This window comes from Arthrobacter pasteuri (assembly GCF_054510955.1).
In genome coordinates this window covers 793,695-812,565 of sequence record NZ_JBTNDO010000001.1, presented here as the reverse complement: position 1 = coordinate 812,565, position 18,871 = coordinate 793,695, and the positions used below count along the sequence as shown (strand labels likewise).

20 protein-coding genes, 1 other RNA gene and 1 pseudogene are annotated in these 18,871 nt (G+C 69.7%); 8 read left to right on the top strand and 14 right to left on the bottom strand.

The features are described 5' to 3' along the window. The first annotated feature begins 61 nt into the window (after positions 1 to 61). The 5 genes from smpB to ACX80H_RS03825 all read left to right on the top strand — a co-directional run bounded on the left by smpB (position 62) and on the right by ACX80H_RS03825 (position 3,091). Positions 62 to 535 carry an SsrA-binding protein SmpB gene (gene smpB / locus ACX80H_RS03845; protein ID WP_087076369.1) on the top strand — a complete coding sequence of 158 codons (474 nt, stop codon included), beginning with the start codon at positions 62 to 64 and terminating at the stop codon, positions 533 to 535. Further along, entirely contained in the window at positions 532 to 909 is a 378-nt protein-coding gene (locus ACX80H_RS03840; protein ID WP_459311149.1) for a hypothetical protein, read from the top strand. The genes smpB and ACX80H_RS03840 overlap by 4 nt, the downstream gene beginning before the upstream one ends. A 109-nt stretch (positions 910 to 1,018) precedes the next feature. Further along, positions 1,019 to 1,386, top strand: a transfer-messenger RNA (tmRNA) gene (ssrA, locus tag ACX80H_RS03835). A gap of 126 nt (positions 1,387 to 1,512) precedes the next feature. Then, on the top strand, positions 1,513 to 2,817 hold the full coding sequence (locus tag ACX80H_RS03830; protein ID WP_459311147.1) for a D-alanyl-D-alanine carboxypeptidase family protein: 1,305 nt from the start codon (positions 1,513 to 1,515) through the stop codon (positions 2,815 to 2,817). 46 nt (positions 2,818 to 2,863) lie between these two features. Further along, positions 2,864 to 3,091, top strand: a complete 228-nt coding sequence (locus tag ACX80H_RS03825; protein WP_301226785.1) for a hypothetical protein — start codon at positions 2,864 to 2,866, stop codon at positions 3,089 to 3,091. Between the two features lie 26 nt (positions 3,092 to 3,117). Here ACX80H_RS03825 and ACX80H_RS03820 read toward each other — a convergent pair whose 3' ends face one another. The 11 genes and pseudogenes from ACX80H_RS03820 to ACX80H_RS03770 all read right to left on the bottom strand — a co-directional run bounded on the left by ACX80H_RS03820 (position 3,118) and on the right by ACX80H_RS03770 (position 13,261). Further along, positions 3,118 to 4,218 (bottom strand): carboxylate-amine ligase, encoded by a 1,101-nt coding sequence (locus ACX80H_RS03820; protein ID WP_459311145.1) that lies wholly within the window; start codon positions 4,216 to 4,218, stop codon positions 3,118 to 3,120. A gap of 185 nt (positions 4,219 to 4,403) precedes the next feature. After that, complete coding sequence (locus ACX80H_RS03815) at positions 4,404 to 5,114, bottom strand: metal-dependent transcriptional regulator (RefSeq protein WP_459311143.1); 711 nt, start codon at positions 5,112 to 5,114, stop codon at positions 4,404 to 4,406. 272 nt (positions 5,115 to 5,386) lie between these two features. Then, positions 5,387 to 6,235: pseudogene (locus ACX80H_RS03810) on the bottom strand (metal ABC transporter permease); the annotation flags it as partial. Between the two features lies 1 nt (position 6,236). Further along, positions 6,237 to 7,121: a metal ABC transporter ATP-binding protein gene (locus ACX80H_RS03805; RefSeq protein ID WP_459311141.1), complete on the bottom strand. Its 885-nt coding sequence runs from the start codon at positions 7,119 to 7,121 to the stop codon at positions 6,237 to 6,239. After that, positions 7,118 to 8,038: a metal ABC transporter solute-binding protein, Zn/Mn family gene (locus ACX80H_RS03800; RefSeq protein ID WP_459311139.1), complete on the bottom strand. Its 921-nt coding sequence runs from the start codon at positions 8,036 to 8,038 to the stop codon at positions 7,118 to 7,120. Before ACX80H_RS03800 ends, ACX80H_RS03805 begins: the two co-directional genes overlap by 4 nt. A 31-nt stretch (positions 8,039 to 8,069) precedes the next feature. Beyond that, the gene (locus ACX80H_RS03795; protein ID WP_459311138.1) at positions 8,070 to 8,834 is read right to left on the bottom strand and encodes a class I SAM-dependent methyltransferase; all 765 of its coding nucleotides are present in this window, start codon (positions 8,832 to 8,834) and stop codon (positions 8,070 to 8,072) included. A gap of 27 nt (positions 8,835 to 8,861) precedes the next feature. Next, a complete protein-coding gene (hisN, locus tag ACX80H_RS03790) occupies positions 8,862 to 9,671 on the bottom strand; it encodes a histidinol-phosphatase (RefSeq protein ID WP_301226796.1) in 810 nt (269 codons plus the stop codon). Between the two features lie 143 nt (positions 9,672 to 9,814). Then, positions 9,815 to 10,018 (bottom strand): cold-shock protein, encoded by a 204-nt coding sequence (locus ACX80H_RS03785; protein ID WP_043446208.1) that lies wholly within the window; start codon positions 10,016 to 10,018, stop codon positions 9,815 to 9,817. Positions 10,019 to 10,203: 185 nt separating this feature from the next. Further along, entirely contained in the window at positions 10,204 to 11,334 is a 1,131-nt protein-coding gene (gene rsgA / locus ACX80H_RS03780; RefSeq protein ID WP_459311137.1) for a ribosome small subunit-dependent GTPase A, read from the bottom strand. Continuing rightward, positions 11,331 to 12,707, bottom strand: coding sequence for a 3-phosphoshikimate 1-carboxyvinyltransferase (gene aroA / locus ACX80H_RS03775; protein ID WP_459311136.1), 1,377 nt, complete (start codon positions 12,705 to 12,707; stop codon positions 11,331 to 11,333). Before aroA ends, rsgA begins: the two co-directional genes overlap by 4 nt. Before the next feature lie 5 nt (positions 12,708 to 12,712). After that, positions 12,713 to 13,261: a DoxX family protein gene (locus tag ACX80H_RS03770; RefSeq protein ID WP_459311134.1), complete on the bottom strand. Its 549-nt coding sequence runs from the start codon at positions 13,259 to 13,261 to the stop codon at positions 12,713 to 12,715. Between the two features lie 429 nt (positions 13,262 to 13,690). On the opposite strand from ACX80H_RS03770, the gene ACX80H_RS03765 reads away from it, so the two are divergent. Both ACX80H_RS03765 and rsrA read left to right on the top strand, forming a co-directional pair. Next, entirely contained in the window at positions 13,691 to 14,386 is a 696-nt protein-coding gene (locus ACX80H_RS03765) for a sigma-70 family RNA polymerase sigma factor (RefSeq protein WP_459311133.1), read from the top strand. Beyond that, positions 14,383 to 14,643: a mycothiol system anti-sigma-R factor gene (rsrA, locus tag ACX80H_RS03760; RefSeq protein WP_087076341.1), complete on the top strand. Its 261-nt coding sequence runs from the start codon at positions 14,383 to 14,385 to the stop codon at positions 14,641 to 14,643. Before ACX80H_RS03765 ends, rsrA begins: the two co-directional genes overlap by 4 nt. Before the next feature lie 112 nt (positions 14,644 to 14,755). Here rsrA and ACX80H_RS03755 read toward each other — a convergent pair whose 3' ends face one another. Next, complete coding sequence (locus ACX80H_RS03755) at positions 14,756 to 14,830, bottom strand: 50S ribosomal protein bL37 (RefSeq protein WP_369299106.1); 75 nt, start codon at positions 14,828 to 14,830, stop codon at positions 14,756 to 14,758. Between the two features lie 173 nt (positions 14,831 to 15,003). Here ACX80H_RS03755 and ACX80H_RS03750 point away from each other — a divergent pair, with 173 nt between their 5' ends. After that, positions 15,004 to 15,969, top strand: coding sequence for a zinc-binding dehydrogenase (locus ACX80H_RS03750; RefSeq protein ID WP_459311131.1), 966 nt, complete (start codon positions 15,004 to 15,006; stop codon positions 15,967 to 15,969). A gap of 85 nt (positions 15,970 to 16,054) precedes the next feature. Here ACX80H_RS03750 and ACX80H_RS03745 read toward each other — a convergent pair whose 3' ends face one another. After that, complete coding sequence (locus tag ACX80H_RS03745) at positions 16,055 to 17,833, bottom strand: dipeptide ABC transporter ATP-binding protein (protein ID WP_459311130.1); 1,779 nt, start codon at positions 17,831 to 17,833, stop codon at positions 16,055 to 16,057. Continuing rightward, positions 17,830 to 18,864: an ABC transporter permease gene (locus ACX80H_RS03740; RefSeq protein ID WP_459311128.1), complete on the bottom strand. Its 1,035-nt coding sequence runs from the start codon at positions 18,862 to 18,864 to the stop codon at positions 17,830 to 17,832. The genes ACX80H_RS03745 and ACX80H_RS03740 overlap by 4 nt, the downstream gene beginning before the upstream one ends. Positions 18,865 to 18,871 lie beyond the last annotated feature (7 nt).

The window sequence follows — 18,871 nt, the reverse complement described above, 5'->3', positions numbered from 1 at the left end:
GGATGGAAGGCACTGTCCTCCCGCGGACCGCCGTCCGCAGCAGCGTCGAAGGAGTATTGCCGTGCCGAAGGAAAGTGGCCGGAAAGTGGTGGCCACCAATCGGAAGGCCTTCCACGACTACGCCGTGCTCGACACCTACGAGGCCGGCCTCGCCCTGATGGGGACCGAGGTGAAGTCCCTGCGGGCGGGTCGCGCCTCCCTCGTGGACGGCTACGCGGTCTTCTACGGCGACGAACTCTGGCTGGAGGGCATCCACATCTCGGAGTATTCGCAGGGCAGCTGGACGAACCATGCGGCCCGCCGGAGGAGGAAGCTGCTCCTGCACCGCGAGGAACTCACGAAGATCTCGCAGAAGATCCGCGAGTCCGGCTTCACCCTCGTCCCGCTGCAGCTCTACTTCCTCAATGGCCGGGCCAAGGTGGAGATCGCGGTGGCGCGGGGCAAGCGCGACTACGACAAGCGCCAGACCCTGCGCGAGAAGCAGGACAACCGCGAGGCACTGCGTGCGATGCGCGAGAAGAATCTCGGCGCGTGAGCGATGTCTTCTGGGAAGCCCAGGAGCACGACGACGAGCCGGAGCCGTCCGAGCTGACCTACAGGCGCCCGTGGTGGGTGACCCTCGGCGCGCTCATCGACCTGGTCCTCCTGATGGTCGTGGTCCCGGTCGGGATCCTCTCGCTGATCCCGTTCGTCTTCCTCGTCTACGTCTTCTTCGCTCAGGCCCTCGTGTGGATCTCCCCGGTGCTGCTCCTCCTCAACGCGGCGATCTTCTGGTGGAGCTTCCGCCGCAGGCAGGCCGGCACCACGGCCCTGGCAGCCCTCGGCATCGCCTTCGTCACGCTCGCCTTCGTCGTCGTCCGCCTCTGGCAGTCGCCGGTCGTCGTCCTGGGACTCCAGCTGGGACAGTAGTGTTCTCTGCTGGCGAAGCGCCGGAACGGCGGGACGGACGTGCTGTAGAGTTGAGGAGTCGCTCGACCGGTAGGATGAGCGGTACAGGAATCACTTGATAACTGAACATGGGGATGACAGGTTTCGACGATGTTAGTCGCGACAGGGGAAGCGGGCCGAGGATACAGGGTTATCTCGTAAACGCTCCTTGTAAAACAATAAGTGCCGAACAAAAGCGCACTGACTTCGCTCTCGCTGCCTAAGCAGCCTAGCTAGTCCGTCAGCCCGGGTTTGCTCTCGCCCCGGATACTGGCGTCATTTAGAGGGCCACTGCTCCCGGTCCTCGTTGTAGGGACCGGGGGGACTTTTATACAACTGGGCTTGGCAGCCACTTGTTTGCACGATGGCTGAAGCCGAGAAAAACCGACGCGAACTGCGCCCGGAGAAGCCCTGACTACACTGCATCGGACGCGGGTTCAATTCCCGCCATCTCCACCACCACGAAGCGCCTCGCCGGTACCCGGCGGGGCGCTTCGTCGTCTCCGGCTCCTGCTGCCGAAGTCTTGTCGCCGCTGTCCGGGGCGCCTACCCTGTGAGCAGGGTCGTCGAGTCCGAGGGGTCATCATGAGGCGCATCGTCGCGTACCTGCTCGCCATGCTGACCTGTGTGTTGCTCCTGGCGGGCTCCGTCGTCGCAGCGCCGGCGGCCCAGGCGGTGACGGCGATCGACGCGAAGTACGCTCAACTCGGCGGTGCGTCCGGACGCCTCGGAGCCCCCACGTCCCCGGAGACCTGCGGGCTGCGCGGCGGCGGCTGCTACCGGAGCTTCCAGGCCGGCTCGATCCACTGGTCCCCGGCCACCGGTGCCCAGCCGACGTGGGGTGGCATCCGCGCCGCCTGGGCCCGGACCGGCTGGGAGAACGGCAAGCTCGGCTATCCCACGGGATCCGAGGTCTGCGGGCTGAGGAACGGCGGGTGCTACCAGAGCTTCCAGGGCGGCTCGGTCCACTGGTCCCCGGCCACCGGCGGACGGCCCACGTGGGGCGCGATCCGTGGGGCCTGGGCGCGCTCGGGATTCGAGAACGGGCAGCTGGGCTATCCGACCACGGACGAGGTCTGCGGGCTGCGCGGCGGCGGGTGCTACCAGAACTACCAGGGCGGGTCGATCATCTGGTCGCCGTCAACCGGCGCGCGGATCTCCGTCGGCGCGATCCGCGCGGCCTGGGCCTCCACCCGCTACGAGAACGGCGCCCTCGGCTACCCTGTGTCCGACGAGTCGTGCGCCGCGGGTGCCTGCAGCCAGCGGTACCAGCGCGGGGTCATCTCGTGGTCCCCTGCAGGCGGAGCGCGGATCGCCCGGGACATCGACGTCGCCGCGTCGGTGTTCGTCGTCGTCAACAAGCGCCGGCAGCTGAACCCGGCACGCCATGTCCCCGGGCCGCTCGTGGGGGTCGAGGGTCCCCTGCTCCGCAGTGACGCCGCCCAGCAGTTCGCGCGGCTGCTCGCGGACGCGCGCGCCAGTGGTATCGGGATGGTCCCGGTCAGCGGCTACCGCTCCTACGACACGCAGGCCTCCCTGTATGCCTCGTACGTGAACCAGTACGGCCAGGCGACGGCCGACCTCATCTCGGCGCGCCCGGGCTTCAGTGAACACCAGACCGGCCTCGCCGTCGACATCGGAAACCCGAACGGGGCCTGCGGTCTGCAGGAGTGCTTCGCGACGACGCCGGCAGGAGACTGGGCGGCCAGGAACGCCTGGCGGTACGGATTCATCGTCCGCTATCCGCAGGGGTCCACCTCGGTCACCGGATACTCCTACGAGCCCTGGCACCTGCGGTACGTCGGCACGACGATCTCCTCGGAGATGCGCATCCACGGACTGCCCACCCTCGAGCACTACATGAGCCTCCCGGCCGCGCCCTCCTACTGACCGCGGACCGGGTCATGCGGCGGGGAGCGGCAACTACACTTGGGCAATGAGCTGGACCGACCGGCCACCCCCGTGGCTCCCGCCGCTGCCTCCGCCCCACCGGGGCCGGGCCCTGATCGTGCTCGGCTGGATCCTCGTCGGCGGGACGTTCGTCTACATCTTCGTGATGAGCTACCTGGGCGGCACGCACACCCTCTTCACCCTCGTGCCCCTCCTGCTCGGACTCCTGTGCCTGATCGTCGGCCTGCTGCGGCGTGACACCCGGGAGCGCTGACGGCCCACGTGCCCGACCGGCGGGCCCTAGGGTTCGAAGGTGAGGGTCCGCCCGTACAGGGACAGCAGGGCCTCCAGTCCGCCCTCGCGCATCGCCTGGCGCTGGCGGGTGGCGCCCGTGCCACGTCCGTCCACCGTCGCGAGGCCCGCCTTCACCCAGGCGGTGTCGCCCTCGGCGTCGAGAGCCGGGCCGATGTGCTCGAGGAAGGCTGCGAGATGCTCTCCGGCGGGAACCCGTTCCGCCGTCGCACAGTCCACGAGGTGGTGTTCCAGCCCGTCGCGCGCGGCCTGCCACAGGGCGGCATCGAGCAGTTCGGGGTCCGGGACGACGGGCGGCGTGTCCGCTTCGGCCTCGCCGAGGGCCGTGACCACCAGCGCCCGGGTCAGGGCGCCGAGGAGCACGGAGTCCTGCGCCTCGAGCTGCACGTCGCAGGCCCTGAGCTCGAGCGTGGGGTAGTGGTCCGAGAGGCGCGCCACCCAGGTCAGGACCCCGCGGTCGAGGATGGCGCCGGTGGTGCCGAGCCGCGTGATGCGCCGCTCGTAGTCGGCTGCATCGGCGAAGTAGGGAGCTATGCCCTGGACGGCCCAGCGGCGGTAGTGGACCACCCGCCAGCTGTCGAAGCCGCTGTCCCGGCCGAGCCAGTACGGCGAATTGACGCTGAGCGCGGTGAGCAGCGGTATCCAGGGGCGGATGCGGTTGAGGGCCTGGATGCCGCGCTCCTGGTCGGGCACGCCGACGTGCACGTGCAGGCCGTTGACGAACTGGTCGCCCACGATACCCGGCGCGCTGGCTCGAAGATCCTCGTAACGCTGCTTGTCGGTCAGTTCCGGGTACGCCTGCCGGATCCAGGGCGCCGTCCCGGTCGCGGCTCCGACGGTTCCGACGCCCGCTGCGGCGTCCGCGAACTTCCGGCGGAAATTCAGCAGGGACTCCTCCGCCTGGGTCAGGGTCTCGCAGACGGGAGTCGCCGTCTCGATCTGGCAGGACAGCAGCTCGCGCTGGATCTCGTCGCGGCTGATCTCCGGCGTGGACTCGAGCAACCCCTGCACCTCGGTGGCGCGATGTTCGGGCAGTCCTGACACTGGGTCGAGGAGCAGGTACTCCTCCTCAAGTCCGAGGGTGGTCATCGGGTACTCCCTTCCGGGGTATCAGGGACATCGGGGCACGGCATTCCGACCAGTCTAGGAGCGGCACCCCGGCGAGGGCGATCTGCCACCGTCCCGGGGGTGTGCTGGGTCCCGGCGGTGTAGTGGGTGCCGCGGGTCCCGGCGGTGCAGTGGGTGCCGCGGGTCCCGCTCGTTCGGTGGGCGCGTCAGCGGTGGGCACCGATGGTGCACCCCTCGTGGGGTGCGGTGCTCTCGATCCACAGGGACCGGGCCAGGGTCGTGTCCACCGCGAGGTGCGGTGCGGAGGCTTCGGTACCGAGGCGAAGGTCCAGGAGGGATCCGGCGGCGCGCTGGGCCAGCAGCAGGTCGTCGTCGAGCGCGATGCCGTTCCGGTCGAGGAAACGCAGGACGTCCGGGTCGTCGTCGCTCACCCGCACCAGCCGGCCCGCATGGCCGTCGTCCAGGCCGTCGAGCCGATGCGCGGACGGATACCGGACGGAGCCGTCCGCGCCCGGGATCGGGTCGCCGTGCGGGTCGCGGCGGGGGTGGCCCAGCTTCGCGTCCAGACGCTCGATGAAGGCGTCGGAGACGGTGTGTTCGAGCAGCTCCGCCTCGTCGTGCACCTCGTCCCAGCCGTAGCCCAGCTCGGTCACGAGGAACGTCTCGATGAGCCGGTGCCTGCGGACCATGGCGAGGGCGAGTGCCTGCCCGGACGGAGTGAGGCTGATGGGCCCGTACTTGCGGTGATGCGCCAGCCCGAGGTCCACGAGCTTGGCGACCATCCCGGTGACGGACGAGTTGGCGACCGAGAGGCGTGTCGCGAGGTGCGTCGCGGTGATGGCGTCGCCCTGCCACTCGGTGAAGGCGTAGATCGCCTTCACGTAGTCCTGGACGCTCGTGGATTCTATGCTGAGCACGGCGCCCCTGCGGCCCGCCATCAGGCGTCGCCGGGCAGTGCCGCGTCGGACGTTCGGGACGTGGGCGGGGGCGCTGCCGGGGCGCCGGCGGCAGGGATACGGGCGGCAGGGATACCGGCAGGCATACCTGTAGGCATACCTGTAGGCATATCGGTGGGCGGGATTCCGGCAGCGGCTCGGGCGACGCTACTCCCGGACTCGCGCCCGGCCCCGGACCTGGACGCGGTCCGCCCGGCCCCGGACCTGGACGCGGTCCGCCCGGCCCCGGACCTGGCCGCACGCCGCCGTCGGGCCTGCCACAGCACCCCGTCGGGCCGGGCGAAGAGGTAGACGGCGGTGAAGACCAGCGCCTGGCACAGCACCACGGCGGCGCCCGTGGAGATGTCGAGGTAGTAGCTCGCGTAGATCCCGGCGACGGACGCGGCCACGGTGAGCACGACGGCGATCACCAGCATCCGGTCGAAACTGCGGGACAGGAGGAACGCGGTGGCCCCCGGCGTGATGAGCATGGCCACGACGAGGATGATTCCGACGGCCTGGAGCCCGACCACGACGGTGAGGGCGAGCAGTCCGAGCAGCAGGGCCGACAGCCTCCTGGTGTTGAGTCCGATCACGTGGGCGTGCGTGCGGTCGAAGGCCAGCAGGGTCAGGTCGCGCCGCTTGAACAGGAGGATCGCGAGGGTTCCTGCGCCGAGGACGAGCACCTGCCAGACCTCGCCGGTGGAGACACCGAGGACGTTGCCGAACAGGATGTGCATCAGGTCGACCTGCGAGGGCGTGGCCGAGACGATGGCCAGTCCGGTGGCGAACAGGGCGGTGAACACCACACCGATCACCGTGTCCGCCTTCAGCTTGGTGGTGGACCGGACGATCCCGATGAGCGCGACAGCACCGGCGCCGAAGACGAAGGCGCCGATGGAGAACGGGATGCCGAGGATGTACGCGAGGGCCACTCCGGGCAGGACCGCGTGCGACACGGCATCGCCCATGAGGGACCAGCCCATGAGGATGAGCCAGCAGGAGAGCACGGCCGCTACCACGGCCGCGGCGACGGTGACGGCGAGGGCCCGGGTGAGGAATCCGTACTGCAGCGGTTCGAGCAGGAAGGTGAGGACATCCATGTCAGGACTCTTTGTTCGGGGCGGCGGGAGGTGCGCTGGGAGCCGAGTCGGAAGGCGCAGTGTGAGCTGGAGGACGTGCGGCTGGACCCGCCGGTGCGACGGAGGTGGCGACGGAGGGGGCGACAAAGGGGGCGGTCGGCGCCGCCGGCACCGGGCCGAAGGCGAGTGCGAGGTTGCCGTGCGTCAGCACCTCCAACGGATCGCCCTGGGCCAGCACGCGCCGGTGCAGGAGGACGGCCTCGTCGCACAGTTCGGGCACACCGGCAAGGTCGTGGGTGGACACCAGCACCGAGCGTCCCTCGTCCCGCAGCACCTTCAGGAGGGCCGTCATCGTGCGTTCGCTCGCCCGGTCCACTCCTGCGAAGGGCTCGTCGAGGAGGAGCAGCCGCGCGTCCTGGGCGATGCTGCGCGCAATGAAGACCCGCTTGCGCTGTCCGCCGGACAGCTGGCCGATCTGGCGTTTCCGAAGCCCGGTGAGGCCCACCCGCTCGAGGGCGTCGTCCACGGCCACCCGGTCCGCCGCCCGCAGGCGGCGGGCGGCACCCAGGCGTCCGTAGAGCCCCATGGCGACGACGTCGGACACGGACACCGGGAACGTCCAGTCGACCTCCTCGGCCTGCGGCATGTAGGCCACGAGGCCCTGCTTCCGGGCGCTCGCGGTGGACATGCCGAAGAGCTCGACGCTGCCGTCCCGGGGGACCACGAGTCCCATGAGCGCTTTGAAGAGCGTCGACTTGCCGGAGCCGTTGACGCCGATGAGTCCGCAGATCCTTCCGGCGCCGAGGCCCATCGTGACGTCGTCGAGCGCGTGGACGTCGTTGTAGCTCACGCTGAGGTTCCGGACGCCGAGCGCGGGCGCGGTTGCGGGGAGGTCGAGGGCGGTCATCGGGCGAGTCCTTCCGCGATGGTCCGGAGGTCGTAGCGGATGAGTTCGAGGAAGGTCGGCACGGGGCCGTCCGCTTCCGAGAGCGAGTCGACGTAGAGCGTGCCGCCGAGCTCTGCACCCGTGGCGAGGGCCACCTGTTCCTGCGCCGAGGGGTTGACCGTGGATTCGCAGAAGACGGTCGGCACGCGGTTCTCCTCCACGAAGCCGATGACGTCGCGGACCTGGCGCGGGGTGCCCTCGGTGTCGGAGTTGACCGGCCAGATGAACGCCTCCTGCAGGCCTGCGTCGCGCGCCAGGTACGAGAAGGCTCCCTCGCAGGTCACGAGCGCGGCGGTGTCGGCCGCGTCGAGTTCCTCCCGGAAGCTCGTCAGCAGGTCCTCGAGGTCGTCCTTCAGCCGCAGGCCGTTGGCCTCGAAGTCGGCGGCATGCTCCGGAGCGAGGCCGGAGAGCGCCTCCACGGTGTTGTCCACGTAGGTCTGGGCTGCCCGGGGGGACATCCACGCGTGCGGGTTGGCGAGTCCGGCGTAGTCGCCGGAGCGGATGTCGACGGGCTCCACGCCGTCGGACAGGACGGCGTGGGGAGCATCGACCGCCTGCAGGAAGCGCTCGAACCAGCGCTCGAGGCCGAGCCCGTTGTCGAGGATGAGGTCCGCATCCTGCGCCCTCACGAGATCGGACGGCGTCGGCTCGTAGCCGTGGATCTCGGCGCCCACCTTGGTGATCGATTCCACGCGGACGTGGCCTCCGCCGACGGTGTCGGCGAGATCGGCGAGGACCGAGAAGGTCGTGAGGACGAGGGGGCGGTCGTCCGCCGGGGCCCCTGGTGCCGCGGTGGCCGCGCACCCGGCGAGCAACACCACGGCGACGCACCATGCGGCCGTCCTGCCCGACCGCCCACGCAGCTGATTTTGAGGCATACCTAAAAATAGCGTTTAGGCATGCCGAAAACTAGGTGTGGAGCAGGGAGGTGCGCCAGGCATGCGTGTAGTACGGGATGCGGAGGAGGGCATCGGGCTCGAAGGCGAGGTAGTCGGTGAGGTACCACCGCAGGTTCGACTCCACACGCTGCTGCAGGGCCGGCGAGGCCCGCTGGTAGTAGCTGCGGGACCGCGCGAGGTCGACGACGTCGGGCACCCGCAGTTCCTGGGTCCAGTGCACGAGCAGGTCCTCGGGAGTGGCGAAGCCCGGTCCGAAGTCCGGCCGGTACGCCGGGGAGAAGACGTCCCCGGCGTGCATGATGCGGGACAGGCGATGCACCCAGGGGAGCGAGACGTCGAGCTGGTTCCAGACGAGGGCGATCCGGCCTCCGGGGGCCAGGACGCGCGCGGCCTCCCGCACCGTCGCCGCGTGGTCGCACCAGTGCCAGGTCTGCGCGAGCGTGATCAGGTCCATCGAGCCGCCGGGCAGGTGCGAGTGTTCCGCGGTGCCCTGGACTACGGGGACCTCCGGCAGCCGGGTCGAGAGGACGGCGAGCATGTCCTCCGACGGGTCCACTGCCGTCACTCCGAGACCGCGCTCCACCAGCAGGCCGGTGAAGAGGCCCGTGCCGGCGCCGATGTCCGCGGCGCGGCGGGCACCGTCGGGGACGACCCAGTCGCCGACCTGCGCCGGATATCCGGGACGCACGCGGTCGTACCGCCCTGCTCCGGAGAGGTAGGCGCGGGCCATGTCGCGGCGCCGCTCCTCGTCCAGCCTCGGCCCTCCCCTCACCACGACGGGCTCCAGGAGCCGGCGGTGCTGCTAGAGCAGGTCATCCACATCGGGGTTGAGGGTGCGCAGGACCTCGCTGTGCAGGGTTCCGTTGGTCGCCAGGGCGTTGCCTCCGAAGGGGCCGTCCTCGCCGTCGAGGGAGGTGAAGCGGCCCCCTGCCTCGGTCACGATCGGCACCAGTGCCGCCATGTCGTACAGGTTGAGCTCCGGTTCGCACGCGATGTCCACCGCGCCCTCCGCCACCAGGCAGTAGGACCAGAAGTCGCCGTAGGCGCGGGTGCGCCAGACGCGGTCGGTCAGGTTCACGAACTCGGCCAGGGATCCCCGTTGGCGCCAGCCGGACAGGCTCGAGTAGGACAGGGACGCGTCGCCGAGCCGCGAGACGTTCGACACCCGCAGGCGTTGCGCCGCCGCGAGGGACTTGCCGGTATAGGCGCCGGTGCCGTCCGCCGCCCACCACCGCTTGCCCAGCGCCGGTGCGCTCACGACGCCGACCACGGGCTTCCCGTCGTCGATCAGGGAGATCAGGGTGGCCCAGACCGGCACGCCCCGGACGAAGTTCTTGGTGCCGTCGATGGGATCGATGACCCAGCGGCGCGAACCGGAGCCCGAACTGCCGAACTCCTCACCGAGCACCGCATCGCGTGGCCGGGCCCGGGAGAGCTGTCCGCGGATCGCTTCCTCGGCACTCTTGTCGGCGTCTGTGACCGGAGTGAGGTCAGGCTTGGTCTCGACCCGGAGGTCGAGCGCCTTGAAGCGCGCCATCGTCTGGTCGTCCACCGAGTCGGCCATGATGTGGGCGAGGCGGAGGTCATCGTTGTAGCCCTGCGTGAAACTCATACCGTTCAACCTATCGTCTCTGCAGGCACATCCCGCCCGGCGGCGCGGGGGTGAGGGGGCTGGTCCGGACAGCAGAAAGCCACCGCGGGCTCGCGCCGCGCGGTGGCTTCCGGATCCGGGCTACAGGAGCAGCCGGGAGAGAATCAGAGAACGGTGATGTTCTCGGCCTGGGGTCCCTTGGGGCCCTGGGTGGTCTCGAAGTTGACCTTCTGGTTCTCTTCGAGGGAACGGTAGCCGTTCGAGTTGATCGCGGAGAAGTGGGCGAACACGTCAGCGCCGCCGTCCTCGGGAGCGATGAAGCCGAAGCCCTTTTCGGCGTTGAACCATTTCACTGTGCCAGTAGCCATGTCGTATTTCCTTACCTGGGAGAGCGTCCCGACGTTCGGGGCTCATCGTGGTGTTCGTTACTCGCTTATCGTCAAAAGCTGTCGAACTCCAGGTGGAGGGTCAAGGCTTGAAATTTAATGCGCAAACAACAACAGCTTTCAGCCTAGCAGTCTTTCCGGTCCCCTCGGACCACTCACTGCTGGCCTTACTGCTGGCCGAGCTCCTTGGCGTCGGAGGCACTGCCCCGCGGGTCGGCGGTCCCGGCGGTCAGCAGGCGGCGCAGGCTGGCGAGCCGCACCGGGCCCGAATCCCCGGCGAGCCCCTCGTCCACGTAGCTGTCCAGTCCGCAGTCGACGGCGTTGTCGTCGTGGCGGCAGCCGCGTTCGCAGCGCTCCGTCCCCGGCTCGAGATCGGGGAACGCCTTCAGGATCCGGTCGGCGTCCACGTGCGCCAGCCCGAAGGACCGGATGCCCGGGGTGTCGATGATCCAGGTCCCGGGCGCGGCGTCGGCGGCCTTGAGGGCGAGGGCCGACGAGGACGTATGACGACCGCGGCCCGTCACCGCGTTCACGCCGCCCGTCGCCCGGGAGGAGCCGGTGAGGGCGTTGACCATGGTCGACTTGCCGACACCGGAGTGTCCGAGCAGCACGCTCACCTGTCCGTCGAGCTGGTCGCGCAGGGCGTCGACGGCTCCGTGCGAGAGCCGGGCGGACTCGCCGTCGTCGGACGTGGCCTCGATCCCCACGCTCTCGTCGGTCCGGCTGATGATGACGCGGAGGTCGAGGTGCTCGTAGTTGGCGAGCAGGGCAACGGGGTCGCGGAGGTCGGCCTTCGTGATGCACAGCAGCGGTTCGATGCCCGCGTCGTAGGCGGCGACGAGCGCCCGGTCGATGAAGCCGGTCCTCGGTTCCGGGTTGGCCGCCGCGACGACGATCACGAGCTGGTCCGCGTTCGCGACCACCACGCGTTCCACCGGGTCCGTGTCGTCCGCGCTGCGGCGGAGGACCGTCCGGCGGTCCTCGATGCGCACGAGGCGCGCGAGGGAGTCGGGTCCTCCGGAGAGGTCGCCGACGAGGGAGACGAGGTCACCGGCGACGACGGCGCTGCGGCGCAGTTCCCGTGCGCGCGCGGCGATGACGATGCGCTCGTCCGGGGTGTCCTCGTCGACCACGGTGGTGTAGCGCCCGCGGTCCACGGTCACCACACGGCCCAGCACGGCGTCCTCGTAGGCGGGACGGTTCTTGGTGCGCGGACGGGACCCCTTCTTGTTCGGGCGGATCCGGACGTCGGACTCGTCCCAGGACCGTGAGCCGCGGCGGTTGCCGGCCTCGCTCATGCGGATGCCGCCGCGGGTCCCGGGGCGCCGGAGGCCCCGGGACCCTTCGCTCCGGCGGTGCCGGTGACGGCCGCCCAGAGCTCCGGGAATTCCGGCATCGTCTTGGCCGTGGTGCCGATGTTCTCCACCTCGACGCCGTCGACGGCCAGGCCGATTATGGCCCCGGCGGTCGCCATGCGGTGGTCCTCGTAGGTGCGGAAGACCCCTCCGTGGAGGGGTGCGGGCCGGATCACGAGGCCGTCGGCCGTCTCCTCTGCGTCCCCGCCGAGCCCGTTGATCTCCGCCACGAGTGCTGCGAGGCGGTCCGTCTCGTGCCCGCGGAGGTGGGCGATGCCGGTGAGGACCGACGGTGTCTCCGCCAGCGCGCAGAGCGCCGCGACCGTGGGGGCGAGTTCGGAGGTGTCGGCGAACGTCCCTCCACTGATCGAGGCCCCACCCGTCACGGTGAGCACGTCGCCGTCGAGGACCGCGGCCGCGCCCATGAGGGGGAGGATGCGCCGCCATTCGTCGCCCACCTGTGTGGTGTCCGCGGGCCAGTTCCGCACGCGGACGGTACCGCCGGTGACGACCGCCGCGGCGAGGAAGGGCCCGGCGTTGGAGAGGTCGGGTTCGACGGCGACGTCGAAGGCCGCGATCGGGCCCGGGGAGACACGCCAGTGGTTCGGGACGGAATCGTCGACCGCCACCCCGACGGAGCGCAGCGTCTCCACCGTCATGCGGATGTGGTCGAGGCTCGGCACCGGCTTGCCGACGTGTTCGAGGTGCAGTCCCTCGGTGAAGCGGGCGCCCACCAGGAGCAGGGCCGACACGAACTGCGAGGACGCCGAGGCGTCGATGACGAGGTGGCCCCCGCGGATGTCGCCCTCGCCCCGGACGGCGAACGGCAGCGAGCCGGACCCGCCGTCGTCGACCGGGACGCCGAGTCCCCGCAGGGCGGCGACGATGCTTCCCATGGGGCGGCGGCGCGCGTGCGGATCGCCGTCGAAGGTGGTGGTGCCGGCGACGAGACCGGCGAGGGGCGGTACGAAGCGCATGACCGTGCCGGCGAGGCCGCAGTCGACCGTCCGGGCACGCGTGGAGCCGTCTCCGCCCGGCAGGGGAGTGACGCGCAGGTCCGGGCCGAAGTCGCCGTCGCCGGGCACCTCGTCGATGACCGCGCCGAGGGCGTGCAGCGCGGCGACCATCAGGGCGGAGTCTCGGGAGTGCAGGGGCCGCCGGATCACGCATGGCCCGTCGGCGAGGGCGGCGAGCACGAGGTAGCGGTTGGTCAGGGATTTCGAACCGGGAACCGAGATGTCGGCATTCACGGGACGGCTCAGGCGGGGCGCCCGCCACATGGTCTGGTCGGACACCCCGCCTGGAGACGCTGTCATCGAGCTTATGAACCGACGACGTCGGCAGCGGTCTTGCGCACGACCTTGTCGGCCTTCTTCAGCTGCTTGCGCGCGTCCTTGCCCAGGCCCAGGGCGTTCTTCCGGGCGCCCACGGCGAGGTGCTCGGCGCGCCAGGCGATCCCGGGACGGCCGTTCGTGTCGACGGTGGCCAGCAGGACGGCGCCGATCAGCGAGAGGTTCTTGAGCAGCTGCGAGCGGCGTGCCTTCTTGCCCTCGGGTGTCGAGGCGTCCGCCGACCGGTAGTCGACGAGCGTGTTCACCGTTGCCGTCACCGTCAGGAGGAGGGCCGCGACCCGGGAGAACCGACCGATGCCGAGCAGGAGCGATGCCGCGACCTGGGTGCCGCCCAGCACCTGGCCCACGAGCTTCTCGTTGCCGGTGACCGCGGCGGCCGAGGGGACGACCCTCGTGATGCCGGCGAGGACGGGCTTGAGCTGCGGGGCCGTGGTACCCGCGGTGCGGAGCCGGTCGATACCGGAGAACACGAAACCGCTGGCGATCAAGGGTCGGGCTATTACGCGGACAAGGGTCACAACTGCCTCCTGGTTGCCGGCGCGATTCGCCGGGCATCGGGTTTTGTTCTGCGGAGCACGCTGGAACTAGTTTTGCACGCCTCCGGAGACCGTGCGATCCCGCGGTCGTCCCGGACGCCCGGATTGCGGGGAGGACGGCGGCGACGGACGGCGCACGGGGAGAACTACGGGGAGGACAAGGAGGAACACAGGAGGAACACCGGGGGAATGCAGGAGGAATGTGGCAGGAGGTCAGCAGGAGGGCTGCAGGAATAAGGGAACCCGCGGGCGGGTTGGAGAAGGCGTGGAGGAAACCGGAACGGGAGATGGGTGCGCATGACGGGTATACGGACGGCCACGGTCGAAAGACCGGATTTCCAGCTCTCGACGTCGATCCAGCGGGACGCTGCCCCGGCCGTGCGGCCGCGCGGACGCGTAGACTTTGGGACGATGAATACAACAGCCCCCGCAGGTAGCAGCCAGGCCGAAGACGACCAGCTGGACGTGTCCACGGAGTCGGAAGCCGACCGCAAGGCACGATTCGAGCGCGACGCCATGCAGTACGTCGACCAGCTCTACTCGGCCGCCATGCGCATGGCCCGGAACCCCAGTGACGCGGAGGACCTGGTGCAGGAGGCCTACACCAAGGCGTTCTCGGCCTTCCACCAGTACAAGCCGGGTACCAACCTGAAGGCGTGGCTGTACCGCATCCTCACGAACACCTACATCAACCTGTACCGCAAGCGGCAGCGCGAGCCCCTGCAGTCGCACTCGGACACCATCGAGGACTGGCAGCTGGCGAAGGCCGCCGAACACACGTCCACCGGTCTCCGCTCGGCCGAGGCCGAGGCGCTGGACCACCTGCCGGATTCCGACGTCAAGAGCGCCCTGCAGGCCATTCCGGAGGAATTCCGGCTCGCGGTGTACTTCTCGGACGTCGAAGGCTTCGCGTACAAGGAAATATCGGAAATCATGAACACGCCCATCGGGACCGTCATGTCCCGGCTGCATCGCGGCCGCAAGCTGCTGCGCGAACTCCTCGCCGAGTACGCGCACGAACGGGGCCTCGGTACCGGCGCAGGTGCTGGTACCAGGACCCGGGTCGCGACGGGTGCAGCGGGCAAGGAACAGGAGATGGAGAAATGAGCGATTGCGAGAGCATGGGCGATTGCGCCGACTCGAGGATTGAACGGCTGTACGAGTACCTGGACGGCGCGCTGTCCCACCAGGACCTCGTGGAGATCAAGGACCACCTGGAGGGTTGCCCGGAGTGCGCCGAGGAACACGACCTCGAGTGCGTGATCCGGTCGGTCGTGAAGCGGTCCTGCACCGAGGTTGCGCCGTCGACCCTGAAGACGAGCATCCTCGACCGCATCAGCCACCTCAGGACCGTCGACCACTGACGCGCTCCTGCCTGGGTGCGCTGCCTGGGTGCAGAGACAAAAGAACCTCCGGAGCCGTGACGGCCCGGAGGTTCTTTCGTTTGCTGCTGGTGCAGCGGGATAACGCCTGGACTCAGGTGTTGGGGCGCTTACCGTGGTTTGCGCCACCACGCTTCCGGTCGCGACGCTTGCGTGCTCGCTTGCTCATGGCTGCCTCCTTTTTTCTTCAGGCACTGTAGTCGTGCAGAACTGCACCCAAGTCTCCCATACTGCAACGGGCGTCACCTAAACAGCGGCAGGCGCAGGGCCGGAGGGCGCCGTCCGGCGCCCCGCGGCCTGCCCCTAGGATGGGTGGACATCCGTGACCGAAGGAGCTTATGTATGCGCGCCGCCTATGCAGCAACCCAGTCGGGAGACGATCCGCTCGCCGGACTCACCGTCGGCGACCTCGAGCTACCCGACGCACCTTCGGGCTTCGTACGGGTGAGGGTGGTGGCGTCCTGCCTCAACCACCACGACCTGTGGTCGCTGAAGGGTGTGGGCCTGCCGGAGGACCGCCTGCCCATGGTGCTCGGGTGCGACGCCGCAGGGGTCGACGACGACGGCAACGAGGTGATCGTGCACGGCGTCGTGTCCTCGCCCGACTGGCGCGGTGACGAGACGCTCGACCCGAAGCGCTCCCTCCTGTCCGAGCGCTACCCCGGCACCATGGCCGACTACGTGTGGGTGCCCGAGCGGAACCTGGTGCCCAAGCCCGCCGCACTGTCCTTCGAGGAGGCGGCCTGCCTTCCCACCGCGTGGCTCACCGCGTACCGCATGCTGTTCACGGTGTCGCCGGCAGCGCCCGGGTCCACGGTGCTCGTGCAGGGCGCGGGAGGCGGCGTCGCCTCCGCGCTGGTCGCCCTGGCCTCCGCAGCGGGGTTCCGGGTCTGGGCGACGAGCCGCAGCGAGGCCAAGCGGCAGCGGGCGCTCGGACTCGGCGCCGAGCAGGTGTTCGACGCAGGGGGGCGGCTGCCGGAACGCGTCGACGTGGTCTTCGATTCGGTGGGGGAGGCCACGTGGGCCCACTCGCTGAAGTCCCTCGTGCCCGGCGGGACCGTGGTGACCTGTGGCGCGACGAGCGGTCCGGCCCCGTCGGCGGACCTCAACCGGGTGTTCTTCCTCCAGCTGCGCGTGCTGGGTTCCACCATGGGGACCCGGGAGGAACTCGTCCGGCTGACGCGCTTCCTCGTGGCCACGGGGGTGCGCCCCGTCATCGACACGGTCCTGCCCCTCGACGACGCGGCACAGGGCTTCCAGCGCATGCTCGACGGCGACGTGTTCGGCAAGGTCGTCTTCCGCCACTGAGGCGGGCCCGGCGCACGCCGCGGACTCGGAAGGGAACCCTCCGTGGAGGGTTCCCTTCCGAGTCTGCCGTGTACCCGCTCTGCCGCTACTCGGCGCCCGCCGCGAGGATGGCCGAGCGCTGCTCCCGGCGGAGCGACTGCTCGGCCGGATCCGGCACCGGGGCTGCCGCGAGCAGGCGCCGCGTGTAGGGATCGCGCGGGTACTTCAGGATCTGCTCCGTACTGCCCTGCTCCACCAGCGTGCCCTTGTTGAGGACCGCGATGTGGCTCGCGAGCAGTTCGACGACGGCGAGGTCGTGGCTCACGAACAGGCACGCGAAGCCGCGCTCCCGCTGCAGTTCCTGCAGCAGGTCCAGGACCCGTGCCTGCACGGACACGTCCAGGGCCGACGTCGGTTCGTCGGCCACCAGCAGGTCCGGACGGAGGGACAGCGCCCGGGCTATGCCGACACGCTGGCGCTGCCCGCCCGAGAGTTCGTGGGGATACCGGTTGCGGAACGCGACCGGCAGCTGCACGTCCTCCAGCAGGGCCGCCACGCGCCGGTCGAGCTCGGCGCGGCCCGGCTTCTCATGGAGGAGCAGGGGCTCGCCGATGCTGTCGCCGATGGACAGTCGAGGGTTCAGCGACGCCGCGGGGTCCTGGAACACGATCGCGAACTTCTTGCGCAGCGGCAGGAGCTGGCGGGCACTGAGGTCCGTGATGTCGGTGCCGCCGATGCTGACCCTGCCCCCGGAGGTCTTGATGAGCCCGGTCACGGCACGGGCGATCGTCGACTTGCCCGAGCCGGATTCGCCGACCAGGCCCAGGACCTCGCCCGGTTGGATGGTCAGCGAGACGCCGGAGACCGCCTTGAAGGGGGGCTGGCGGAACCGGCCCGGGTACTCGATGTCCACGTTCAGGAGCTCGAGCGCCGGCACCACGCCCGACGCCCTGTGCGTCTCCTGCGCGCGCACGGCTGCCTCCGCGTACTCCTCGTGGATGCTCAGGCGCCCGTCCACCACCTCGACGTCGGAGAGGACGCCGCCCACCTTCGACCCGAGGTGGGGGACCGCTCCGAGGAGCTGCCTCGTGTAGGCCTCGGCCGGGGCGGCGAACAGCTGCGCCGTCGGCGCGGCCTCGACGATCCGCCCGCGCTCCATGACGACGACGTGGTCGGCGAGGTCGGCGACCACTCCCATGTCGTGGGTGATGAGCAGCACGGCGCTGTTGAGCCTCTTGTTGAGCTTGCGCAGGAGGTCGAGCACCTCCGCCTGCACCGTGACGTCGAGCGCCGTCGTGGGTTCGTCGGCGATGAGGAGCATCGGATCGTTCGCCAGGGCGATGGCGATCATCGCGCGCTGGCGCTGGCCGCCCGAGAACTGGTGCGGGAAGTTGTCGTAGCGGCGGTCGGGCTCGGGGATCTCCACCATGCGGAGCAGCTCGATGGCACGCTTCTTCGCCTCGGCCGGTGACAGCTCCGTGTGCTGTTCGACGGCCTCCCGGATCTGCTCACCCACCGTCAGCACAGGATTCAGCGCCGTCATGGGTTCTTGGAAGATCATCGCGATCTCGTTGCCGCGGACCCGCCGGAGGGTGCCCTGCGGCGCACCGATCAGTTCCCGGCCGAGCATCTTGGCACTGCCGGTCGAGCGGCCGTTGCGGGGGAGCAGGCCGAGCAGGGCCATGGAGGACATGCTCTTGCCGGATCCGGATTCACCGACGATCGCCAGGATCTCGCCGGGATGGATCTCGTAGGAGACGTCCTCCGCGGCCATGACCCATTCGTTGTCGACGTTGAACTCGACGCCGAGACCCCGGACCGCGAGGATGGGGCCGTCGGCGACCGGAGCCTGCTCGTCCGAGAGAATGACGGAACTGGAACTCATTGCTTCACCCTTGTCTGCTTGGGGTCGAACGCGTCGCGCAGGCCGTCACCGATGAAGTTGACGGCCAGGGCGATGCCGATGATGAACGCTCCGGGCCAGAGGAACAGCCACGGTCGCACGGTGAGGGCCGAGCGGTTGTCGTTGATGGCCTTGCCGAGCGAGGTGTCGGGCGCCGTGACGCCGAGGCCGAGGAAGCTCAGGCCCGTCTCGAGGAGGATGGCGCCGGAGATCGCCAGCGTCGTCGACACGATGATGACGCCGACCGTGTTGGGCAGGATGTGCCGGAAGATGATGCGGGCCGAGCTCGCGCCGACGGACTTCGCCGACTCGACGAACTCCTTCTCGCGCAGCGACAGGAACTCGCCGCGCACGAGCCGCGCGAGGCCGGTCCAGGTGACGAGGCCGAGGAAGATCGCGAAGGGGATGATGCCGTTCTTCGCCACGATGCCGGCGACCGCCGCGGCGATGACCACCGTGGGGATGGTGATGACGACGTCGGTGATGCGCATGAGGAACGCTTCGGTCCAGCCGCGGAAGTATCCCGCGACCGCCCCCACCGTCGTGCCGATGACCATGGCCACCAGCCCGACGATGAACGCGATGATGAGGGAGGTCTGGATGCCGCGCATGGTGAGCGCGAAGTAGTCGCGGCCGAGGACGTCCTGGCCGAACGGGTGCTCCCCGAGGCTGAAGGGCCAGAGCGTCAGCGTGGGGCGTCCCTCGTTGAAGCGCGCGGCGAGGACGTCGTAGTCCTTGTTCCACCAGCCGGGGATCCCTGCGAACCCGATCGAGCTGAAGGCGAGGAGGAAGATCAGCACCAGCAGGGCGATGCCCGCGAGGGCACCCTTGTGGCGGAAGAACCGCTCGCGGATCAGGCGCCCCTGGCTCTTGGCCTCGGTGGTGCGGATGCGGTCCGTCTGCTCCCGGGTGGGGGCGGCGGTCGCGATGTCGTTGTCCTGGCTCTGGAGGGTCATCTCCGACAGCTCCAGGGACGTGCGGGAATCGTCCCGCATCTTGTCGTTCGTGCTCATGGGATGT